21 protein-coding genes, 1 tRNA gene and 1 riboswitch are annotated in these 17,484 nt (G+C 72.0%); all 22 genes read right to left on the bottom strand.

Going from position 1 to position 17,484, the window contains the following annotated elements; genetic code table 11:
• Positions 1–6 precede the first annotated feature (6 nt).
• The 22 genes from VGN18_RS03570 to scpB all read right to left on the bottom strand — a co-directional run bounded on the left by VGN18_RS03570 (position 7) and on the right by scpB (position 17,444).
• Positions 7–885: a MoxR family ATPase gene (locus tag VGN18_RS03570; RefSeq protein WP_327538262.1), complete on the bottom strand. Its 879-nt coding sequence runs from the start codon at positions 883–885 to the stop codon at positions 7–9.
• Positions 886–935: 50 nt separating this feature from the next.
• A complete protein-coding gene (locus VGN18_RS03565; RefSeq protein WP_327538261.1) occupies positions 936–1,595 on the bottom strand; it encodes a GNAT family protein in 660 nt (219 codons plus the stop codon).
• 385 nt (positions 1,596–1,980) lie between these two features.
• A complete protein-coding gene (locus VGN18_RS03560; protein WP_327538260.1) occupies positions 1,981–3,150 on the bottom strand; it encodes an MFS transporter in 1,170 nt (389 codons plus the stop codon).
• Entirely contained in the window at positions 3,147–3,485 is a 339-nt protein-coding gene (locus VGN18_RS03555; protein ID WP_327538259.1) for a metallopeptidase family protein, read from the bottom strand. The genes VGN18_RS03560 and VGN18_RS03555 overlap by 4 nt, the downstream gene beginning before the upstream one ends.
• A 15-nt stretch (positions 3,486–3,500) precedes the next feature.
• Positions 3,501–3,917, bottom strand: a complete 417-nt coding sequence (locus tag VGN18_RS03550; protein ID WP_327538258.1) for a TIGR03667 family PPOX class F420-dependent oxidoreductase — start codon at positions 3,915–3,917, stop codon at positions 3,501–3,503.
• Positions 3,907–4,329, bottom strand: a complete 423-nt coding sequence (locus VGN18_RS03545) for a Fur family transcriptional regulator (protein ID WP_414655014.1) — start codon at positions 4,327–4,329, stop codon at positions 3,907–3,909. The genes VGN18_RS03550 and VGN18_RS03545 overlap by 11 nt, the downstream gene beginning before the upstream one ends.
• A gap of 27 nt (positions 4,330–4,356) precedes the next feature.
• Positions 4,357–7,236 (bottom strand): aminomethyl-transferring glycine dehydrogenase, encoded by a 2,880-nt coding sequence (gene gcvP / locus VGN18_RS03540; protein WP_327538256.1) that lies wholly within the window; start codon positions 7,234–7,236, stop codon positions 4,357–4,359.
• A gap of 98 nt (positions 7,237–7,334) precedes the next feature.
• Positions 7,335–7,438: riboswitch (glycine riboswitch) on the bottom strand.
• Positions 7,439–7,497: 59 nt separating this feature from the next.
• Positions 7,498–8,058, bottom strand: coding sequence for a MerR family transcriptional regulator (locus VGN18_RS03535; protein WP_327538255.1), 561 nt, complete (start codon positions 8,056–8,058; stop codon positions 7,498–7,500).
• Between the two features lie 201 nt (positions 8,059–8,259).
• A complete protein-coding gene (locus tag VGN18_RS03530; RefSeq protein WP_327538254.1) occupies positions 8,260–8,730 on the bottom strand; it encodes a bifunctional nuclease family protein in 471 nt (156 codons plus the stop codon).
• 111 nt (positions 8,731–8,841) lie between these two features.
• A complete protein-coding gene (locus VGN18_RS03525; protein WP_327538253.1) occupies positions 8,842–9,603 on the bottom strand; it encodes a MerR family transcriptional regulator in 762 nt (253 codons plus the stop codon).
• Positions 9,600–10,112, bottom strand: coding sequence for an oxoglutarate dehydrogenase inhibitor Odhl (gene odhI / locus VGN18_RS03520; RefSeq protein WP_349259824.1), 513 nt, complete (start codon positions 10,110–10,112; stop codon positions 9,600–9,602). Before odhI ends, VGN18_RS03525 begins: the two co-directional genes overlap by 4 nt.
• Positions 10,113–10,310: 198 nt before the next feature.
• The gene (gene gcvH / locus VGN18_RS03515) at positions 10,311–10,697 is read right to left on the bottom strand and encodes a glycine cleavage system protein GcvH (RefSeq protein ID WP_327538251.1); all 387 of its coding nucleotides are present in this window, start codon (positions 10,695–10,697) and stop codon (positions 10,311–10,313) included.
• Positions 10,698–10,785: 88 nt separating this feature from the next.
• Complete coding sequence (locus tag VGN18_RS03510) at positions 10,786–11,586, bottom strand: DUF881 domain-containing protein (protein ID WP_327538250.1); 801 nt, start codon at positions 11,584–11,586, stop codon at positions 10,786–10,788.
• A gap of 2 nt (positions 11,587–11,588) precedes the next feature.
• Complete coding sequence (locus tag VGN18_RS03505) at positions 11,589–11,921, bottom strand: small basic family protein (protein ID WP_327538249.1); 333 nt, start codon at positions 11,919–11,921, stop codon at positions 11,589–11,591.
• Entirely contained in the window at positions 11,918–12,811 is an 894-nt protein-coding gene (locus VGN18_RS03500; protein ID WP_327538248.1) for a DUF881 domain-containing protein, read from the bottom strand. Before VGN18_RS03500 ends, VGN18_RS03505 begins: the two co-directional genes overlap by 4 nt.
• Complete coding sequence (locus tag VGN18_RS03495; RefSeq protein WP_327538247.1) at positions 12,808–13,422, bottom strand: CDP-alcohol phosphatidyltransferase family protein; 615 nt, start codon at positions 13,420–13,422, stop codon at positions 12,808–12,810. Before VGN18_RS03495 ends, VGN18_RS03500 begins: the two co-directional genes overlap by 4 nt.
• A gap of 48 nt (positions 13,423–13,470) precedes the next feature.
• A tRNA-Pro gene (locus VGN18_RS03490) sits at positions 13,471–13,544 on the bottom strand.
• 48 nt (positions 13,545–13,592) lie between these two features.
• Positions 13,593–14,963, bottom strand: coding sequence for a ribosome biogenesis GTPase Der (gene der / locus VGN18_RS03485; protein WP_327538246.1), 1,371 nt, complete (start codon positions 14,961–14,963; stop codon positions 13,593–13,595).
• Positions 14,960–15,658: a (d)CMP kinase gene (gene cmk, locus VGN18_RS03480; protein WP_327538245.1), complete on the bottom strand. Its 699-nt coding sequence runs from the start codon at positions 15,656–15,658 to the stop codon at positions 14,960–14,962. The genes der and cmk overlap by 4 nt, the downstream gene beginning before the upstream one ends.
• Before the next feature lie 47 nt (positions 15,659–15,705).
• Positions 15,706–16,068: a chorismate mutase gene (aroH, locus tag VGN18_RS03475; protein ID WP_327538244.1), complete on the bottom strand. Its 363-nt coding sequence runs from the start codon at positions 16,066–16,068 to the stop codon at positions 15,706–15,708.
• Positions 16,069–16,122: 54 nt separating this feature from the next.
• A complete protein-coding gene (locus tag VGN18_RS03470; protein WP_327538243.1) occupies positions 16,123–16,866 on the bottom strand; it encodes a pseudouridine synthase in 744 nt (247 codons plus the stop codon).
• On the bottom strand, positions 16,863–17,444 hold the full coding sequence (gene scpB / locus VGN18_RS03465) for an SMC-Scp complex subunit ScpB (protein ID WP_414655013.1): 582 nt from the start codon (positions 17,442–17,444) through the stop codon (positions 16,863–16,865). Before scpB ends, VGN18_RS03470 begins: the two co-directional genes overlap by 4 nt.
• Positions 17,445–17,484 lie beyond the last annotated feature (40 nt).

Raw genomic sequence — 17,484 nt, 5'->3', positions numbered from 1 at the left:
ACCGCTCTACCGCCCCACGGCGGGCAGGCCCAGTTCCTTCGTCGCCCGCGCGTGGTCGGACACGTGCTTGAGCACCACGCCCAGCGTGCTCGCGATGGCCGCCTCGTCGAGCTCGTCGATGCCCAGCGCCAGCAGCGTGCGGGCCCAGTCGATGGTCTCGGCGACGGACGGCGCCTTCTTCAGCTCGAGCGAACGCAGCGTCGCGGCCGACCGGACGAGCTGGTCGGCCAGCGCGCCCTCGATCTCGGGCACCCGGGCCAGCACGATCTCGCGCTCACGCTCCGGCGTCGGGTAGTCGAGGTAGAGATAGAGGCAGCGTCGCTTCAGCGCCTCGGACAGCTCGCGCGTGGCGTTGGACGTGACCACGACGAACGGACGCCGGGTGGCGGTGACCGTGCCGAGCTCGGGGATCGTCACCTGGAACTCCGACAGCACCTCGAGCAGCAGCGCCTCGACCTCGATGTCGGTCTTGTCGGCCTCGTCGATGAGCAGCACCGTCGGTCCGTCGCGCCGGATCGCCGTCAACAGCGGACGGGTGAGCAGGAACTCCTCGGTGAAGATGTCGTCGTGCGTCTGCTCCCAGGCCGAGGCGCCGGCCTCGGTGGCCACGCTGGCCTGGATGCGCAGCAGCTGCTTGCGGTAGTTCCACTCGTAGAGCGCGCGGGCTTCGTCCAGGCCCTCGTAGCACTGCAGCCGCACCAGCTCGGCGCCGCTCGCCGCGGCCACGGCCTTGGCCAGCTCGGTCTTGCCGACGCCGGCCGGCCCCTCGACGAGCAACGGCCGCTGCAGACTCGCGGCGAGGAACACCGTCGTCGCCGTCGCAGCGTCGGCCAGGTAATCGACCCCTGCCAGCTCGGTGGCGACCTCGGCGGGCGAACTGAACACGGGCGACTCCTCGACGGCGACGGTCCGTCCATCGTGCACCAGCGCCGCGATCACTCGTCCAGCGGCAGCCCGAGGAACGCGCGCAGCGCCTCCGCGCCGTCGACCTGCACCGGCTCCGGGCCGCGGACGAACGCGGCCCGGGTCAGCAGCAGCTTCTGCAGGTGGGCGAGCTCGCCCTCGCGACGCTCCTCGCGGGTGACCCCGTTGTCGATGTAGCCGAGCTTGCGGCTCACCCGCATCGACGCCGCGTTGTCGGTGAAGGCACCCGACGTGATCGTCTCGGCGCCGAGATGGTCGAACATCAGGGTGCACACGGCGTGGCGCATCAGCGTGCCGATGCCCTTGCCCTGGAAGTCGCGGCCGAGCCACGACCCGGTCTCGCCGGTGCGGGTGACCGGGTAGTTCTGCGCGACGACGGCCTGCGTCCCGACGATCACGCCCTCGTGCCGTACGGCCAGGTCGAGCGTCCACGCCTTGATGCTGAACTCGGCGCGCGAGCGCCAGTAGTAGGCCGCGGCCGACCCCATCATCTCGTCGGCCGGCGCGTCGGTCCACGGGTTCGCGAACGGCATGGTGCCCGGGTCGTGGATGCCGTCCAGGGCGAGATCGATGAGCGGGGCGATGTCCTGATCGCGGATCACCCGCATCTCGAGCGCCCCGGCGGTGACCCGCAGCTCGAACGGCGGCCAGATCTGTTCGAGAGTGCTCACCCGAGAGAGTGTTGGGGATCGCGCGGTCGTCCGGCAACACCCAGCCGGAGAGGTGCGGTAGCGGGAACGCAGAAACGGCGAAGCGGGAGCCGCTGCCGTGGTGTCTTCACACCGGCCTACGACATCCCGCCCGCCGTCAATGCGGTCTCGGTCTGATGAACCCCCAACAAGACCGGGACGTGAACCCCCGCTGTCGCCCGAACCGTGCTGCGAGCGGGTGAGGTCAGGACCCCCATCCATCACCTCACGCCGCAGAATTTACTCCGCGACCCACCCTGTGCCTATGCACCAGCCGGCCGGCAGGACCTCGGACTCGCAGCGCAGGCACTTGGTCCCGAAGCCCCCGCATTCCGGCATTCACCCACCAACCCGGCCGGGCCGGCAGTCAGACGGGGATCGACCCCTCCGGCGTTGCCGCGCGGCGCAGCGCCGCAAGCAGGGGCAGGCCGGCGAGCAGCATCGCCGCCAGCACGACGAACGCGAGCGCCGGCCGGTGCAGCAGCCCCTGGACGACGAGCGCGGCGACGAGACCGGCGCCGTTGCCGGCGAGCCAGACCAGCGCGCTGGCCGTGCCGCCGGACGCGCCGGCGCGACCCTCGGCGAGTTCGAGGATGAGCGGCAGGTCGGTCAGCAGCAGGGCGCCGACGAGCAGCGACGCGACCAGGCCGGTGCCGAAGCCGGGCGCGGCGGCGAGCAGCACGAGGGCGGCCGCGCCGAAGCCGACCGACGCGAGCACGAAGGCGTGTTCCTGCCCGCGGCGGGCCAGCACCGGGGGCAGCACAGCCGAGCCGACGACCCCGGCCACGACCATCGCCAGCAGCAGCGTGCCGGCCTGGCCCTCGCTGACACCCGCCGGTTCGAGCAGGGCCTGCAGCCAGGTGGTGAGCGCGATGAACACGCCGAAACCCGCGCACACCAGTCCGACGAGCAGCCGGATGCCGCGGTCGGCCCACACCGCGCGCAGCCGGGCCGGCGCGGTGCGCGCTGCGACGTGCCGTCCCGGCGTACGCAGTTCGAGGGCCAGCCAGACCGCCGCGGCCACGCCGACGACCGCCTGGACGACCAGCAGCGCGCCGAGGTTGCCCGCCCCGAACGTCGCGCCCAGCACGAGGGCCAGCAGCATGCCGCCGAAGATGCCGGCCGACGACACCGCGATGCCGCGGGCCCGCTCCGAGGCCGGCAGGTATGCCCCGGACACCACCGTCACCGCGTTGAGGACGAAGGGCTGCGCCACGGCAATGAGCACCTGCCCGGCGAGCACGACCGCGTAGTCGTCGCCGAGGAGACGGAGCACAGCCCCGGCCGCGGTGAGCAGGGCGCCCACACCCAGCCAGCGCGGCATCGACCGGTCGATCAGCCGGCCGGTGGGCACAGCGAGCACCACGTAGAGCAGCGGGAAGATCTCGGCGAACCAGCCGACCGCGCCCGAGGACACCCCGTAGTGCCGGGCCGAGTCGGTCGTGATGGGTGTGAAGGTCAGCCACAGCATCTGGTTGGCGGCCGACACCGCGGAGTAGGCCAGGACCGGGCGCCACGACCCGGGGGTGGCGCTCACCAGCCGAGCTCGTGCAGTCGCTCGTCGTCGATGCCGAAGTGGTGGCCCACCTCGTGCACCACCGTGCGGCGCACCTCGTCGACCACCTCGTCCTCGCTGGCGCACATGGCACAGATCGCGTTGCGATAGATGGTGATCTGGTCGGGCAGCACGGCCGAGTAGTCCGACATCCGCTCGGTGAGCGGGATGCCGGTGTACAGGCCGAGCAGGTGCGGGTCGCTGCCGTCGTCGGTGACCACGACCACGTTGCGCATCAGCCGGATGAATTCGGGCGGGAGGGTGTCGAGGGCGTCGCCGACCATCTCGTCGAACCGCTCGGTGCTGACGGTGATCACACGACACCCGGCGTGTCAGTGGCCGCGGACGCGGCGGACGTCGATCGCGACGGCGACCGGGTACGCCACCGCGAACTCGGCCGGACTGCCACTGACCCGGGTCATCGCCTCGGCGTACTTCGCGACGTAGGCCGCGTTCTCGTGCGCCGGGGCCGTCGCCGGCACCCGCCGGGCGGTGCCGGACAGCACGACGATGTCGCCGCCCCGGCCGTTGCCGTCGAAGTTGAGCGCGACGGTGGGGCGGGCGTCGATGTGCCCGAGGCGCAGCGCGTCCGGCCGGTTGTAGATCAGCAGCGTCGCGTCGCCGTCCCAGAGGAACCACACCGGATTGGGCTGCGGCGTGCCGTCGGCGCCGACCGTGGTCAGCCAGACGACCATCTCGTCGCGCAGCCGGGCGGCCACCCGCTCACCGAACTCGCCGTCAGGAATCACGATGACCTCCACAGGGCGGGCAGACACCGAACAACTCGACGGTGTGGTCGACCTCGGTGTAGCCGTGACTGGTCGCGACCTCGCCGGCCCACCGCTCGATGGCCCGCCCCTCGATCTCCTCGGTGCGCCCGCAGCGCCGGCACACCAGGTGATGGTGGTGCCCTTCGCCCGGGTCGCCGCAGTAGCGGTAGGTGGCCTCGCCGTCGGGGGTGTGGATGACGTCGACGTGGCCGGCGTCGACGAAGGCCTGCAGGTGCCGGTAGACGGTCGACAGGCCGACCGTCGCACCGTCGGCGCGCAGCACGGCGTAGACGTCCTGAGCGCTGCGGAACCCGCCGGCCGACCGCAGCGCCTCGCGCACGGCCTCGCCCTGCCGCGTCGCGCGCTGCTTGGTCGGGGTCACGTCCGCCAGGTTAGCTGATAACCGTTATCAACTCACCTAGGCGTACTCGGTCACCGGCGGGCAGGCGCAGACCAGGTGCCGATCGCCGAACGCGCCGTCGATGCGCCGCACCGGCGGCCAGTACTTCGACCGCGGGTCGACGCCGGCCGGGAACGCCGCCTCGGTGCGCGAGTAGGGGTGCCCCCACTCGCCGGCGATGCTCTCGGCGGTGTGCGGGGCGTTGGCCAGCGGGTTGTCGCCCTTGGGCCACCCCCCCGCCGCCACCTTGTCGATCTCGCCCTTGATGGCGATCATCGCCGCGATGAAGCGGTCGAGTTCGTGGAGGTCCTCGGACTCGGTCGGCTCGACCATCAGCGTGCCGGCCACCGGGAACGACATGGTCGGGGCGTGGAAGCCGTAGTCGATGAGCCGCTTGGCGACATCGTCGACGGTGACGCCGGTGGCCTTGGTGATGCCGCGCAGGTCGAGGATGCACTCGTGCGCGACCAGCCCGTTGGCGCCGGCGTACAGCACCGGGAAGTGCTCGTTCAGGCGGCGGGCGACGTAGTTCGCGGACAGGATCGCCGCGCCGGTGGCGGCGGTCAGGCCGTCGCCGCCCATCAGCCGGATGTAGGCCCAGGTGATCGGCAGGATCGCCGCCGAACCCCACGGGGCGGCCGAGATCGCGCCGGGACCGCTTGCCGGGCCGGCCGCGGGCTGCAGCGGGTGCTTCGGCAGGTACGGCGCGAGATGTGCCCGCACCGCCACCGGTCCGACGCCCGGGCCGCCGCCGCCGTGCGGGATGCAGAAGGTCTTGTGCAGGTTCAGGTGCGAGACGTCGGCGCCGAACTTGCCCGGACGCGCCAGGCCGACCATGGCGTTGAGGTTCGCGCCGTCGACGTAGACCTGGCCGCCGGCGTCGTGCACCAGCGCACAGACATCGCCGATGTGCTCCTCGAACACGCCGTGCGTCGACGGGTAGGTCACCATGATCGCGGCCAGCGAGTCCTGGTGCTGCTCGATCTTGGCCTTCAGGTCGTCGAGGTCGATCTCGCCCTGCTCGCCGCCGGTCTTCACGACCACGACCCGCATGCCGGCCATGACCGCCGACGCGGCGTTGGTGCCGTGCGCCGAGGCCGGGATCAGGCACACGTCGCGGTGCGTGTCGCCGTTGGCCCGGTGGAACTCGTGGATCGCGAGCAGCCCGGCGAACTCGCCCTGCGAGCCGGCGTTGGGCTGCAGCGACACCGCGTCGTAGCCGGTGATCTCGGTCAGCCAGGCCTGCAGGTCGTCGAACAGGCGCAGGTAGCCGTCGAACTGGCCGGCCGGGGCGAACGGGTGGATGTCGGCGAAGCCCGGGTTGGTGATCGGCTCCATCTCGGTGGTCGCGTTGAGCTTCATCGTGCACGAGCCGAGCGGGATCATGCCGCGGTCGAGGGCGTAGTCGCGGTCGGCGAGGCGGCGCAGGTAGCGCAGCATCGAGGTCTCGGAGTGGTGCGAGTTGAACACCGGGTGGGTGAGGAACTCCGAGGTGCGGACGAAGCCCAGGTCGGCGTCGGCGTCGAAGCGCTCGACGTCGTCGGCGTCGAGCAGGAGGTCGAACGCCGCCCACACGCCGGCCAGGTGCTCGCGCATGGTCAGCTCGTCGCAGGTGATGCTGACGGTGTCGCCGTCGATGCGGCGCAGATTGATGCCGTGCTCGGCCGCCACGGTGACGACGGCGTCGGCCTCGCGCGGCACCCGCACGGTGATGGTGTCGAAGAAGGGACCGTCGACGACGTCGAGCCCGGCGTCGCGCAGGCCGGCGGCCAGGGCCGAGGCGTAGCGGTGCACCCGGCGCGCGATCGTCCGCAGCCCCTCCGGGCCGTGGTAGACGGCATACATCGACGCGATCACGGCGAGCAGCACCTGCGCGGTGCAGATGTTCGACGTCGCCTTCTCGCGGCGGATGTGCTGCTCACGGGTCTGCAGGGCCAGCCGGTAGGCCGGGGCACCGTCGGCGTCGACCGACACCCCGACGAGGCGGCCGGGCAGCTGGCGCTCGAGCCCGGAACGGACGGCGAGGTAGCCGGCGTGGGGGCCCCCGAAGCCGAGCGGCACGCCGAAGCGCTGCGTGGTGCCGACCGCGATGTCCGCGCCGAGCTCGCCGGGCGGGGTGATCAGGGTGAGGGCCAGCAGGTCGGCGGCACAGACGAGCACGCCGCCGCGCGCGTGCACCGCCTCGGCCAGCGGGGCGAGATCGCGCACGACACCGGAGGCACCGGGGTACTGCACGAGCACGCCGAAGACCTCGCCCTCGGGCAGCGGCTCGGCGAGGTCGTGGACGACGACGTTCAGCCCGAGCGGCACGGCCCGGGTGCGCACGACGTCGAGGGTCTGCGGCAGGGCGTCGGCGTCGACGACGAAGGTGTCGCCGGCCTTGGCCGCGCGGTGCGCCAGCGCCATGGCCTCGGCCGCGGCGGTGCCTTCGTCGAGCACCGAGGCGCCGGCGATCGCCAGGCCCGTCAGCTCCTCGACGACGGTCTGGAAGTTGAGCAGCGCCTCGAGCCGGCCCTGGCTGATCTCGGGCTGGTAGGGCGTGTAGGCGGTGTACCAGGCCGGGTTCTCCAGCACGTTGCGGCGGATCACCGGCGGGGTGATCGTGCCGTGGTACCCGAGCCCGATCATCGAGGTCGCGACGACGTTGCGGTCGGCCAGGGCCCGCAGCTCCGCGGCGACCTCGGCCTCGGAGGCGGCCGCCGGGAGTCCCAGCGCCAGCTTCTCGCGGATGCCGGCCGGGATCGCGTCACCGAGCAGGTCGTCGAGCGAGGCGTACCCGATCGCGTCGAGCATGCGGCGCTGGTCCTCGCCGGTGGTGCCGATGTGGCGTTCGGCGAACGGGCCGGCCTGCTCGAGGGCGGCCAGGGAGACGGTCTGGTTCTCGCTGCTGCTGGTCATGGGCACTCCGAGGACGGTCCGACGCCGTCACCGGACCGGATGGCACCCGGCGGTGACATGCGTCCCCGTCTGTCGGGGTGGATCCCCTTCAGAGTGGCCTCGCCCGCGCGGTCCTGGTGCCTGAGAGGTTCCGGGGATGTTGCCCCTTCGGCGCCGGTTCCGTGTCGCCATCGACCCGGATCGGCTCTCCCGCGCGTAGTCGGCAGCCGTGTTCGACGGTACCAGCCGAGTAGCCCGGCGGCCCGTCGGACGCGAAGTTGGTCAGGCGGTGGCGGAGCGCTGCTGGCGGCGGAGCGACAGCTCGTCCTGGCGCCCCTCGACGAGCTCGTCGGCCCCGGCGTCGGCCCGCTCGGCCGGCAGGTGCACCAGCGAGCCGCGCAGCTCGCGCAGGGCACCGCTGACCGCGATGCCGAAGACGCCCTGGCCGCCGCGGAGCAGGTCGACGACCTCTTCGGAGGAGGTGCACTCGTAGACGGTGGTGCCGTCGGAGAGCAGGGTCAGCTGGGCCAGCTCGTCGACGCCGCGGACGCGCAGCGCGTCGACGGCGACGCGGATGTTCTGCAGCGAGACGCCGGCATCGAGCAGGCGCTTGACCACCTTCAGGACCAGGATGTCCTTGAACGAGTACAGCCGCTGGCTGCCCGAGCCGGTCGCCGAGCGCACGGTCGGGACGACGAGGTTGGTACGGGCCCAGTAGTCGAGTTGGCGGTAGGTGATGCCCGCGGCCGAGCAGGCCGTCGGGCCTCGGTAGCCCACGAAGTCGTCCGGGGCCGGCCCGGTGGGATCGGCGAAGAGCGTCCCCTGCTCCGGCAACTCGTCCATCAACCCCGCCTGTTCTGCTCGACCGGCCCGGAATCTCGTGACCCCGGTGCTGCTCGACCCGCCCGAATCCCATCGTGGTGATTCGATGGCCTGACGGTAGGTCGGCCTGGGTACCCGGGTCAATGCGACGCGCCGCAATTTGTAACCCTCATGTTGAGGTTCACTCTTGGGTGACCTCGGTCGGACCCGTCCGGAGGGGACTCATCCCCCCGAGGCGAAGTCCTCCGGCGAGATGGTGTCGAGGAACTCGCGGAACTTCTCGACCTCGTCCTCCTGCTCGTCCGGGATCTCGATCCCGGCGGCGTCGAGCACGGCGTCGGAGCCGAGGATCGCGACGTCGGCCCGCAGCGCCAGCGCGATCGCGTCCGACGGCCGCGCGCTCACGGTGACGCCGCCGCTGAAGCGCAGTTCGGCGTAGTAGATGTCGTCCCGCATCTCGGTGATGTGCACGGCCTCGAGCCGCACCCCGAGCGCCTTGATGACGTCGCGCAGCAGGTCGTGGGTCAGCGGGCGGAGGGTCTGCACACCCTGCTGCTGGAAGGCGATCGCCGAGGCCTCGACGGCGCCGATCCAGATCGGCAGGTACCGCACGCCGTCCTCTTCGCGCAGCAGCACCACGGGCTGGTTGGCCGGGAGTTCCACGCGGACTCCGACAACTCGCATCGGATGCATGTGAGACCTCCTGCCACCACGACTCGGCTCGACCAACGACGTGCTCGACCAACGACGCGCTCGACGCACGACTTCGACGCTACACGTTCGGACGAGGGGGCGGGTCGAGGCTCAGGAACCGCTGACGACCTCGCGCAGACCGATCTGGACGAGGGCCGCGTGCAGGCGGACCGACAGCGCCGCGAGCTCGCGGACGGTCTCCTCCGCGCGTGCCCTGGCCTCGCCGCCGCGCTTCTGACCCATCGGGCCGACGACCTGCGAGAACAGGCCGACCTCGCGCTCGGCGGCGGTGCGGAAGGCCCGCAGGTGCCGGCCCTCGAGCCCGAAGCGGGCGAGGTCGGCGACGATCTTGGCGACGGCGAGCGCGTCGTCGTCGTAGTGGCCGCCCGGCTTGGCGCTGATGAGCCCGAACTGCTCGAGCTCGGAGAGCTGGTCGCTGCGCAGTCCGGCCGCGTTGAGCAGCTCGGGCTTGGACAACCGCATCGCCGCCGGCGCGGGCCGGAAGTGTTCGGCCGTCGGCGCGTTGCCCTGGATGGAGGCGACGGCCACGTGGGCCGGGCGCGGGCTGTCGGTCGAGGTGCCCGGCGGCACGAGGCCGCGGTCGATCGCGTCGAGCTGGTCCTTGATCACCCGCAGCGGCAGGTAGTGGTCGCGCTGCTGGGAGAGCACGTAGCGCAGCCGGGCGACGTCGCCGGAGGAGAACTTGCGGTAGCCCGACGGCGTGCGCTCGGGCTGCACCAGCCCCTCGGTCTCGAGGAAGCGGATCTTGCTGATCGTCAGGTCGGGGAACTCGACCTTGAGGTGGCCGAGGACGTCCCCGATCGTGAGCGTCGCGGTGGAGCTAGCGTTCGCCGCAGCGCTCACCGATGTCATGCCTTCGCTCCCACACCCGTACGCACGGCGGCGGTCAGGTAGACCAGCCGGAACTTGCCGATCTGCACCTCGTCGCCGCCCGACAGCGGAGCGGCGTCGATGCGCTCCCGGTTCACGTAGGTGCCGTTGAGCGAACCGACGTCGTGCACGGTGTAGCCGCTGCCTTCGCGGCGGAACTCTGCATGTCTGCGGGACACGGTGACATCGTCCAGGAAGATGTCGCTGTCCGGGTGGCGACCCGCCGAGGTGACGTCCTGATCGAGCAGGAATCGGCTGCCGGCGTTGGGCCCGCGCTTGACGACGAGCAGCGCCGAGCCGGGGGTCAGCGCGTCGACGGCGCCCTGGTGGGGCTCGACCGAGAACTCGCTGTCGACGTCGGGAACCGAGCCCGTTGCCGGGATCGTGCTCGTCACGTCCGGACCCGCAGCCGCCGCCGGCAGCGCCGCCCCGCAGTTCGCGCAGAAGTGACTGCCGGGAAGGTTCTCCGTGCCACAAGCGGTGCAGAACACGCGCGTCCACCCTTCGTAGTCATCAGCATCGATCACCCGAGCACGCCGTCGCACCATTCGTGCGGATCGGTCGGTGCGCCCGAGCCTAGGACGGTGCCGCAGCGAGGGTCAATCGAGCTGACCCGTCCGTCGGCGATGTCTTTCGATCTTGTGCTGGAGTCGTGTACGAGCGCCGGACGGTCGCTCGCAGCGGAGCACTCAGCCCGCGAGCGTCCCGTACGCGGCCGCGTCGAGCAGGCCGTCCGAGCCACCGTCGTCGGCGATGTCGATCTCGAAGATCCACCCCTCACCGTACGGGTCGGAGTTGATCAGCTCGGGCTGGTCGTCGAGCGCGTCGTTGCGTGCCGACACGGTACCGCTGACCGGCGCGTAGATGTCCGAGACGCTCTTCGTCGACTCGATCTCGCCGATCGCGGCGCCCTTCTCGATGGTCGCGCCGACCTCGGGCAGGGACACGTAGACGACGTCGCCCAAGGCCTCCTGCGCGTAGTCGGTGACCCCGACCCGTGCGGTCTTGGAGCCCGCCGTCTCGCGCACCCACTCGTGCTCGGCCGTGTACTTCAGGTCGTCGGGGACGTCGGACATCGCCCTGGCCTCTCTGGTCGACTTCGCGAATCGGGTTGACCCTACCCACCGCGCCGCGACAGGTTCGTCGGGGCGTGCCGCAATCGCGTCAGTGCCCCGGCTTGGCGTACTTCGGGGTGCTCAACGGGCGGGTGACGGTGATGGTCACCGAGGGCCGTTCGGTGACCGTGAGCTCGCCCCCGGCGGTGCGGACGGTCGCGCCCACCCCACCCGGGATGTTCAGCGCGGTGTTCAGCGTCCTGGCCTCGCCGATCGCCACTACCCGGTACGGGGCCGTGACCGTCGTGCCGTCGACGGTCACGCTGCCGCCGCTGCCCTGGAACGACGTGGAGGTGCTGACGCGCAGGCCGCCGAACTGGATCGCCTCGGCCCCGGCCCCGCGGAGCTCCTCGACGACGTCGAGGAGGTCCTCACCGGTGAGCTTGCGAGCCGGGTCGGTGACCTCGACGACGACGCCGGGACCGCGGGCGGGCACTGTGCCGAGCAGCACGCCGAGGGCCTGGGCCTCCTGGGCCGCCTGCTGGCGGGCCGCGGCCGAGCGGTCGCCGCTGTCCTGCAGGCGGCGCAGCGTGTCCTGCAGCTGGGCGATCTGCACCCGCAGCCGGTCGGCCCGGTCGTTCTGGTTGTCGAGCAGGCCGATGAGGTCGTCCTCGCGCAGGCCGGACAGCGTGTCCGACGACGAGTTCGCCCGCACCTGCACCGCGATGGCGAAGCCGAGCAGCAGCGTCAGCACGCCGATGACCGCGGCCGACGCGTGCCGGCCGGTCAGCCAGCGGCCGTGTGGCGCGGCCGCTCCGGCCGCTTCGTGCTTGCCGTGCGGGGCGACTGCGCCCGGGGGGTCGAGGTCCGGGGTGTCGACGTCTGCGGTGTCCGTCTCGGGATCGCTCATCGTCAGGCCCGGAACAGGTGCCGGCGGATGGCGGCGGCGTTGCCGAAGATGCGGATGCCGAGCACGACGACCACGGCGGTGGACAGCTGCCCGCCCACGCCCAGCTTGTCACCGAGGAACACGATGAGGGCCGCCACGAGCACGTTGGAGATGAACGAGACGACGAAGACCTTCGCGTCGAAGATGCCGTCGAGCCGGGAGCGGATACCGCCGAAGACGGCGTCCAGCGCGGCGACCACGGCGATCGGCAGGTAGGGCTCGAGCCAGGTCGGGACGGTCGGCCGCAGCCACAGCCCGGCGACGATGCCGACGACGAGGGCGAGTCCGGCGATCATCGGCCGCTCCGCGAGGGGCTCGGCGCCGGCGACGCGTACCGCGGGATGACCGGCGCGCTCGCCTTGAGCGACAGCGAGGTCGATTCGGTGAAGGTGAAGCCGATGTTGTCGGCGCCGGCGAGGGTCTGGTAGCGGCTCGCGACCCCGCTCTCGGCGAACTGCACCGACAGGTCGTCGGGCGCCCCGATCGCGGCGATGCGGTAGGGCGGGGTGACCTGCTGGAAGTCCACGAGCACGGCCTGCCCGGCGAATCTGATGGCACTCGTCGGCGTGAGCCGTATGTCGTTCACTGCAATGGCCTCCGCGCCGTCGTTCCACAATTCGTTGACCACCGCCCGCACGTCACGGTCGGTGAGGATGAAGCTCGAGCCGATCGGGATCGCCCCGACTCGCCCGCCGTTCGGGCTCGCCGTCGACGTGGGCGGCTCGCGCAGGGTGACCACGAGCCCGGGCCCGTGCACCGCCACCTGCCCGGCCGCCTGGCGGACCCGTTGCAGGTTCTGCGCGATCGCGCCCGACGCCGGCAGCTCCTTGGCCTGCTCGGCGGCCAGCGAGCTCTCGGCCCGGCTCAACTGGGCGGACAGGCCGTTGGCGTCGCGCTCGGCCGTGCGCACGCGGTTCACGAGCCGGTCGTGCACCTGCTGCGCCTCGGGGGCGCCCCGGTTGGTGTGGACGTAGGCCACCACGAGCAGGAAGCCGATGAGCAGGCAGCCGACCGCGACCGCCGGCTGCTCCCACACCCGGCGCGGGGTGTCCGGCCCGCGCCGCTTCGCCGCCGCGGCGTACCCAGGGTCCAGAGTGTTGGTGAACAGGTCGATGAGCAGCCGGGCCGAGGCCAGGCTGCGCTCGTCGGGAAGGGCGAGCGGCGGCGCGGGCTTGCCGTCCTTCACGCGCTCGCCGGCTGTCGGATCGGGTTACGGACGAGCCCACCCACCTGGATCAGGTAGACCGCGCCGGCCCACAGGTACAGCGCCGTCCCCCAGATGGTGAAGCCCCACGCAACGGCGCGGCAGACGTAGGCCACCGGCCCGTGATAGGTGCCGAGCAGCAGCAGCGGAAACGCGTAGAGCAGGCAGAAAGTGGCGGCCTTGCCGAGGTAGTGCACGGCCGGCGGCCCGTAGCCGGCGCGGCGCAGTAGGGCCAGCGCGACGGTCAGGATCGCGTCGCGTCCGACGATGACGATCGCGAGCCACAGGGGAATGACGTGGCGCAGCACCAGCCCGACGAGGGTGGCGAGGATGTACAGGCGGTCGGCGAGCGGGTCGAGCAGCGCGCCGAACCGGCTCATCTGGTTGAGCTTGCGGGCGAGCACGCCGTCGAGCCAGTCGGTGAAGCCCGAGATCATCAGGATGCCGAGCGCCCAGGCGTCGGCATGCGGGCCGAGCAGCAGGTAGAGGAACAGCGGCACGCCGAGCAGCCGCAGCACGCTGAGTCCGTTCGGAATGGTCCAGAGCCGATCCGCGCCGTCGTCCGGCGGGGAGAGGTCCGTGCCGGTGCTCACGGATCCTCCGCTCACGCCGACCTCCCGCGCGCCGTCGTTCCTTGTCTGTCGGGACGACAGGATTTGAACCTGCGACCCCCTGACCCCCAGTCAGGTGCGCTACCAAGCTGCGCCACGTCCCGATGCGCGGATGCCTTCCCGCGACCGGCGCCAACCCTATCGCAGGCCGGTCACCGCTTTCGCTTCTCCCGGACCCGCACCGAGATCTCGAGTGGTGTACCGGTGAAGTCGAAGTCCTCGCGCAGCCGGCGCTCGATGAAACGGCGGTAGCCGGCCTCGAGGAATCCGGTGGTGAAGAGCACGAAACGGGGCGGGCGGGTGTCGGCCTGGGTGGCGAACAGCACGCGCGGCGCCTTGCCCCCGCGCGGCGGCGGCGGGGTCTGCGCGACGACCTCGGTGAGCCACGTGTTGAGCCGGCCGGTGGAGATGCGACGGTCCCACGACTCGAGCGAGGTGTGCAGCGCGCCGGACAGCTTGTCGACGGCCCGACCGGTGCGGGCCGAGACGTTCACCCGCGGCGCCCACGCCACGCGGGCGAGGTCGCGCGAGATCTCCTTGGTGAGCTGCTCGCGGCGGTCCTCGTCGACGAGGTCCCACTTGTTGAAGGCCAGCACGAGCGCCCGGCCGGCCTCGACGACCTCGCCGATGACCCGCTGGTCCTGCTCGCTGAGCCGCTCGGACGAGTCGAGCAGCACCACGGCCACCTCGGCCGCCTCGATGGCCGCGGCCGTGCGCAGGCTGGCGTAGTACTCCATGCCGCTGGCCTGGTGCACGCGGCGGCGCAGGCCGGCGGTGTCGACGAAGCGCCAGGTCTCGCCGCCCAGCTGCACCAGGCTGTCGACCGGGTCGATCGTCGTGCCGGCGACGGAGTCGACGACCGAGCGGTCCTCACCGGTGAGCCGGTTGAGCAGGCTGGACTTGCCGACGTTGGGTCGTCCGACCAGGGCCACGCGACGCGGGCCGGCCGGCTCGTCGGCGTCTTTCGGGGCGTCGGGCAGGCGTTCGAGGACCGCGTCGAGCAGGTCGCCGCTCCCCCGGCCGTGCAGGCCGGACACCGGCATCGGCTCGCCGAGCCCGAGCGACCAGAGCTCGGCGGTGTCGGGTTCGAGACGCTCGTCGTCGACCTTGGTGACGGCGAGGACGACGGGGCGCTTGGCCCGGCGCAGCGTGCGGGCGACGACGAGGTCGGTCTCGGTGGCGCCGGTACGACCGTCGATGACGAAGACGACGAGGTCGGCCGTCGCGACGGCCCGCTCGGCCTGGGCCGACACCATGGCCTGCAGGCCGCGGGCGTCGGGCTCCCAGCCGCCGGTGTCGACGAGGGTGAACCGGCGGCCGTTCCACAGCGCGTCGTAGGCGATGCGGTCGCGGGTGACGCCCGGGATGTCCTGCACGACCGCCTCGCGGCGGCCCAGGATGCGGTTCACGAGCGTGGACTTGCCGACGTTCGGACGGCCGACGACGGCGACGACCGGCATGACGGCCGGCCCGGCCTCGTCGGCGGCGGCGGCGGCGGCGGCCAGATCGTCGACGTCGCTCATGCGTCCGCGCTCGCGGCGAGGTCGAGCAGGCGGGCGACCACCTGGTCGATGTCGAGCTCGGTGGTGTCGAGCTCGATGGCGTCGGCCGACTGGGTCAGCGGGCTGGCCGCGCGGCTGCTGTCCAGGGTGTCGCGCCGCTCGATGTCCGACGCGACCGAGGCGACGTCGCTGCCGAGCTCACCGGCGCGCCGCTCGGCCCGGGCCCGGGCGCTGGCGGTCAGGTAGACCTTGGGCCGGGCCGTGGGCCAGACGACCGAACCGATGTCACGGCCCTCGACCACGATGCCGCCGTCGGCGATGAGTTCCCGCTGGGCGGCCACGAGCAGGGCGCGCACCGCGGGCACGGCCGACACGGCACTGACCGCCGCCGTGGTCTCGGGCGCGCGGATCTCGGAGTCGACCGGCTCGCCGTCGAGGGTGATGGACACGGCCTCGGGGTCGGTCGAGATCTCGATCTTGGCCGACTCGACGACTCCGGTGATGGCCACGTTGTCGTCGAGGTCCACCCCACCTCGCAGGGCCGCCACGGTCGCGGCGCGGTACATCGCACCGGTGTCGAGGTAGCGGGCGCCGAGCTGGGCGGCCAGGCGCCGGGCCACGGTCGACTTGCCGGTTCCCGACGGTCCGTCGAGCGCGACCACCCCCGTGAACGGGGTGCGCGGGGTGGCCGAGGAGCGGGGGTTCTCGTTGGTCACAGGTCCGAGGATACGGACCTTCCGGGATCGGTCCGCCCACTCGGCGCTCACTGCGGCAGGTCGGTCCGCAACGCGGCGGCGCCACGCAGGTAGACGTGGCGGATCTCACCGCGCGGCCGCTCGGTCTCGACGTGCGCCATCAGCCGCAGCACCCGCGGCATCGAGCCCGGCACGGCGATCTCGGTGGTGCACAGCAGGGGGACGTCGGTGAGCCCGAGCAGCCGGGCCGCGTAGGCCGGGAACTCGGCGTCGAGGTCGGGGGTGGCGGTGAAGACGATGCTGATGAGGTCCTCGGCGGCGATCGCGTTGCGGTGCAGCACCTCGGTCACCAGTTCGGTCGTCCCCCGCAGGATCTCGTCCCGCTCGTTGGCCTCGACCTGGATCGCGCCTCGCACGGCCCGCACTGCCATTGCTGCTCCTGCCCGTCGGTTCGTCTGCACGTCCAGCCTGCCACGGGCCGTCGATCACTCCGGGGCGGACTCCGCCAGGCGGTGCAGCTCGACCAGTTCGCCGCGGGTCAGCGGGCGCAGCGTGCCCGCCTTCTGACCGCCGAGGTTCACCGGGCCGATCCGGGTGCGGACGAGACGCTCGACCGGGTGCCCGACCTCGGCCAGCATCCGCCGCACGATGTGCTTGCGGCCCTCGTGCAGCACGACCTCGACGATCGCGCGGTCGTCGTGCTCCTGGATCACCTTGAACCCGTCGGCCTTTACCGGGCCGTCGTCGAGCTCGATGCCCTTGCGCAACCGACGGCCGACGTCCTTGCCCACCGGGCCGGGCACAGTGGCGAGATACGTCTTCATCACGCCGAAGGACGGGTGGGTGAGCCGGTGGGCCAGCTCACCGTCGTTGGTCAGCAGCAGCAGGCCCTCGCTGTCGGCGTCCAGGCGCCCCACGTGGAACAGCCGCTCCGGACGGTCGGCCACGAGGTCGCCGACGGTGCGCCGCCCGCGGTCGTCGCTCATCGCGCTCAGCACGCCGCGGGGCTTGTTCAGCACGAGGTACACCAGGTCGTCGCGGACGGTGATGCGGTCGCCGTCGACGTGGATGACGGCGGTGAGCGGGTCGACCCGCGCGCCGAGCTCGATCACCCTGCCGTTGACCGTCACCCGGCCCGCGGCGATCAGTTCCTCGCAGGCGCGTCGCGAGCCGACGCCAGCCGCGGCCAGCACCTTCTGCAGCCGGATGCCGTCGGGCAGCTCACTCACTCGCCGTCACTGATGCCGTCCAGGCCGTCGAGATCGGGCAGCAGCGGGGCGAGCGACGGCAGCTCGTCGAGCGAGTGGAGGCCCATCTTCTCCAGGAAGAGCTGCGTGGTGCGGAACAACCCACCACCGGTCTCGGGGTCGTTGCCGACCTCGACGATGAGGCCGCGGGCGAGCAGCGTGCGCACCACGCCGTCGACGTTGACGCCGCGGATCGCCGAGACGCGGGCGCGGGTCACCGGCTGGCGGTAAGCGATCACGGCCAGGGTCTCGAGCGCGGCCTGGGTGAGCTTGCTGCGCTGGCCGTCCTGCAGGAAGTGCTCGACGACGTCGGCGTGCTCGGGCCGGGTGTAGAGCCGCACGCCCCCGGCGATGTCGCGCACCTCGAAGCCGGCGTTGCGCTCGTCGTAGGTGGTGCGCAGCGCGTCGACCGCCGTCAGCACGGCATCGGTCGTCTGCTGCAGCGACACCGCCAGCGAGGCGATGCTCACCGGCGCGTCGACGACGAACAGGATCGCCTCGACCGCCGCCACCAGGTCGGCCGGATCGGACAGCCGGGCCGCCAGCACCCCCGGCAGGATCTCCTCGACCGTCGCCTCCTCCTTGACGACGGTCTCGACC

This window comes from Jatrophihabitans sp., from assembly GCF_036000465.1.
GTDB lineage: Bacteria > Actinomycetota > Actinomycetes > Mycobacteriales > Jatrophihabitantaceae > Jatrophihabitans.
This window is presented reverse-complemented; position numbering and strand designations above follow the sequence as displayed.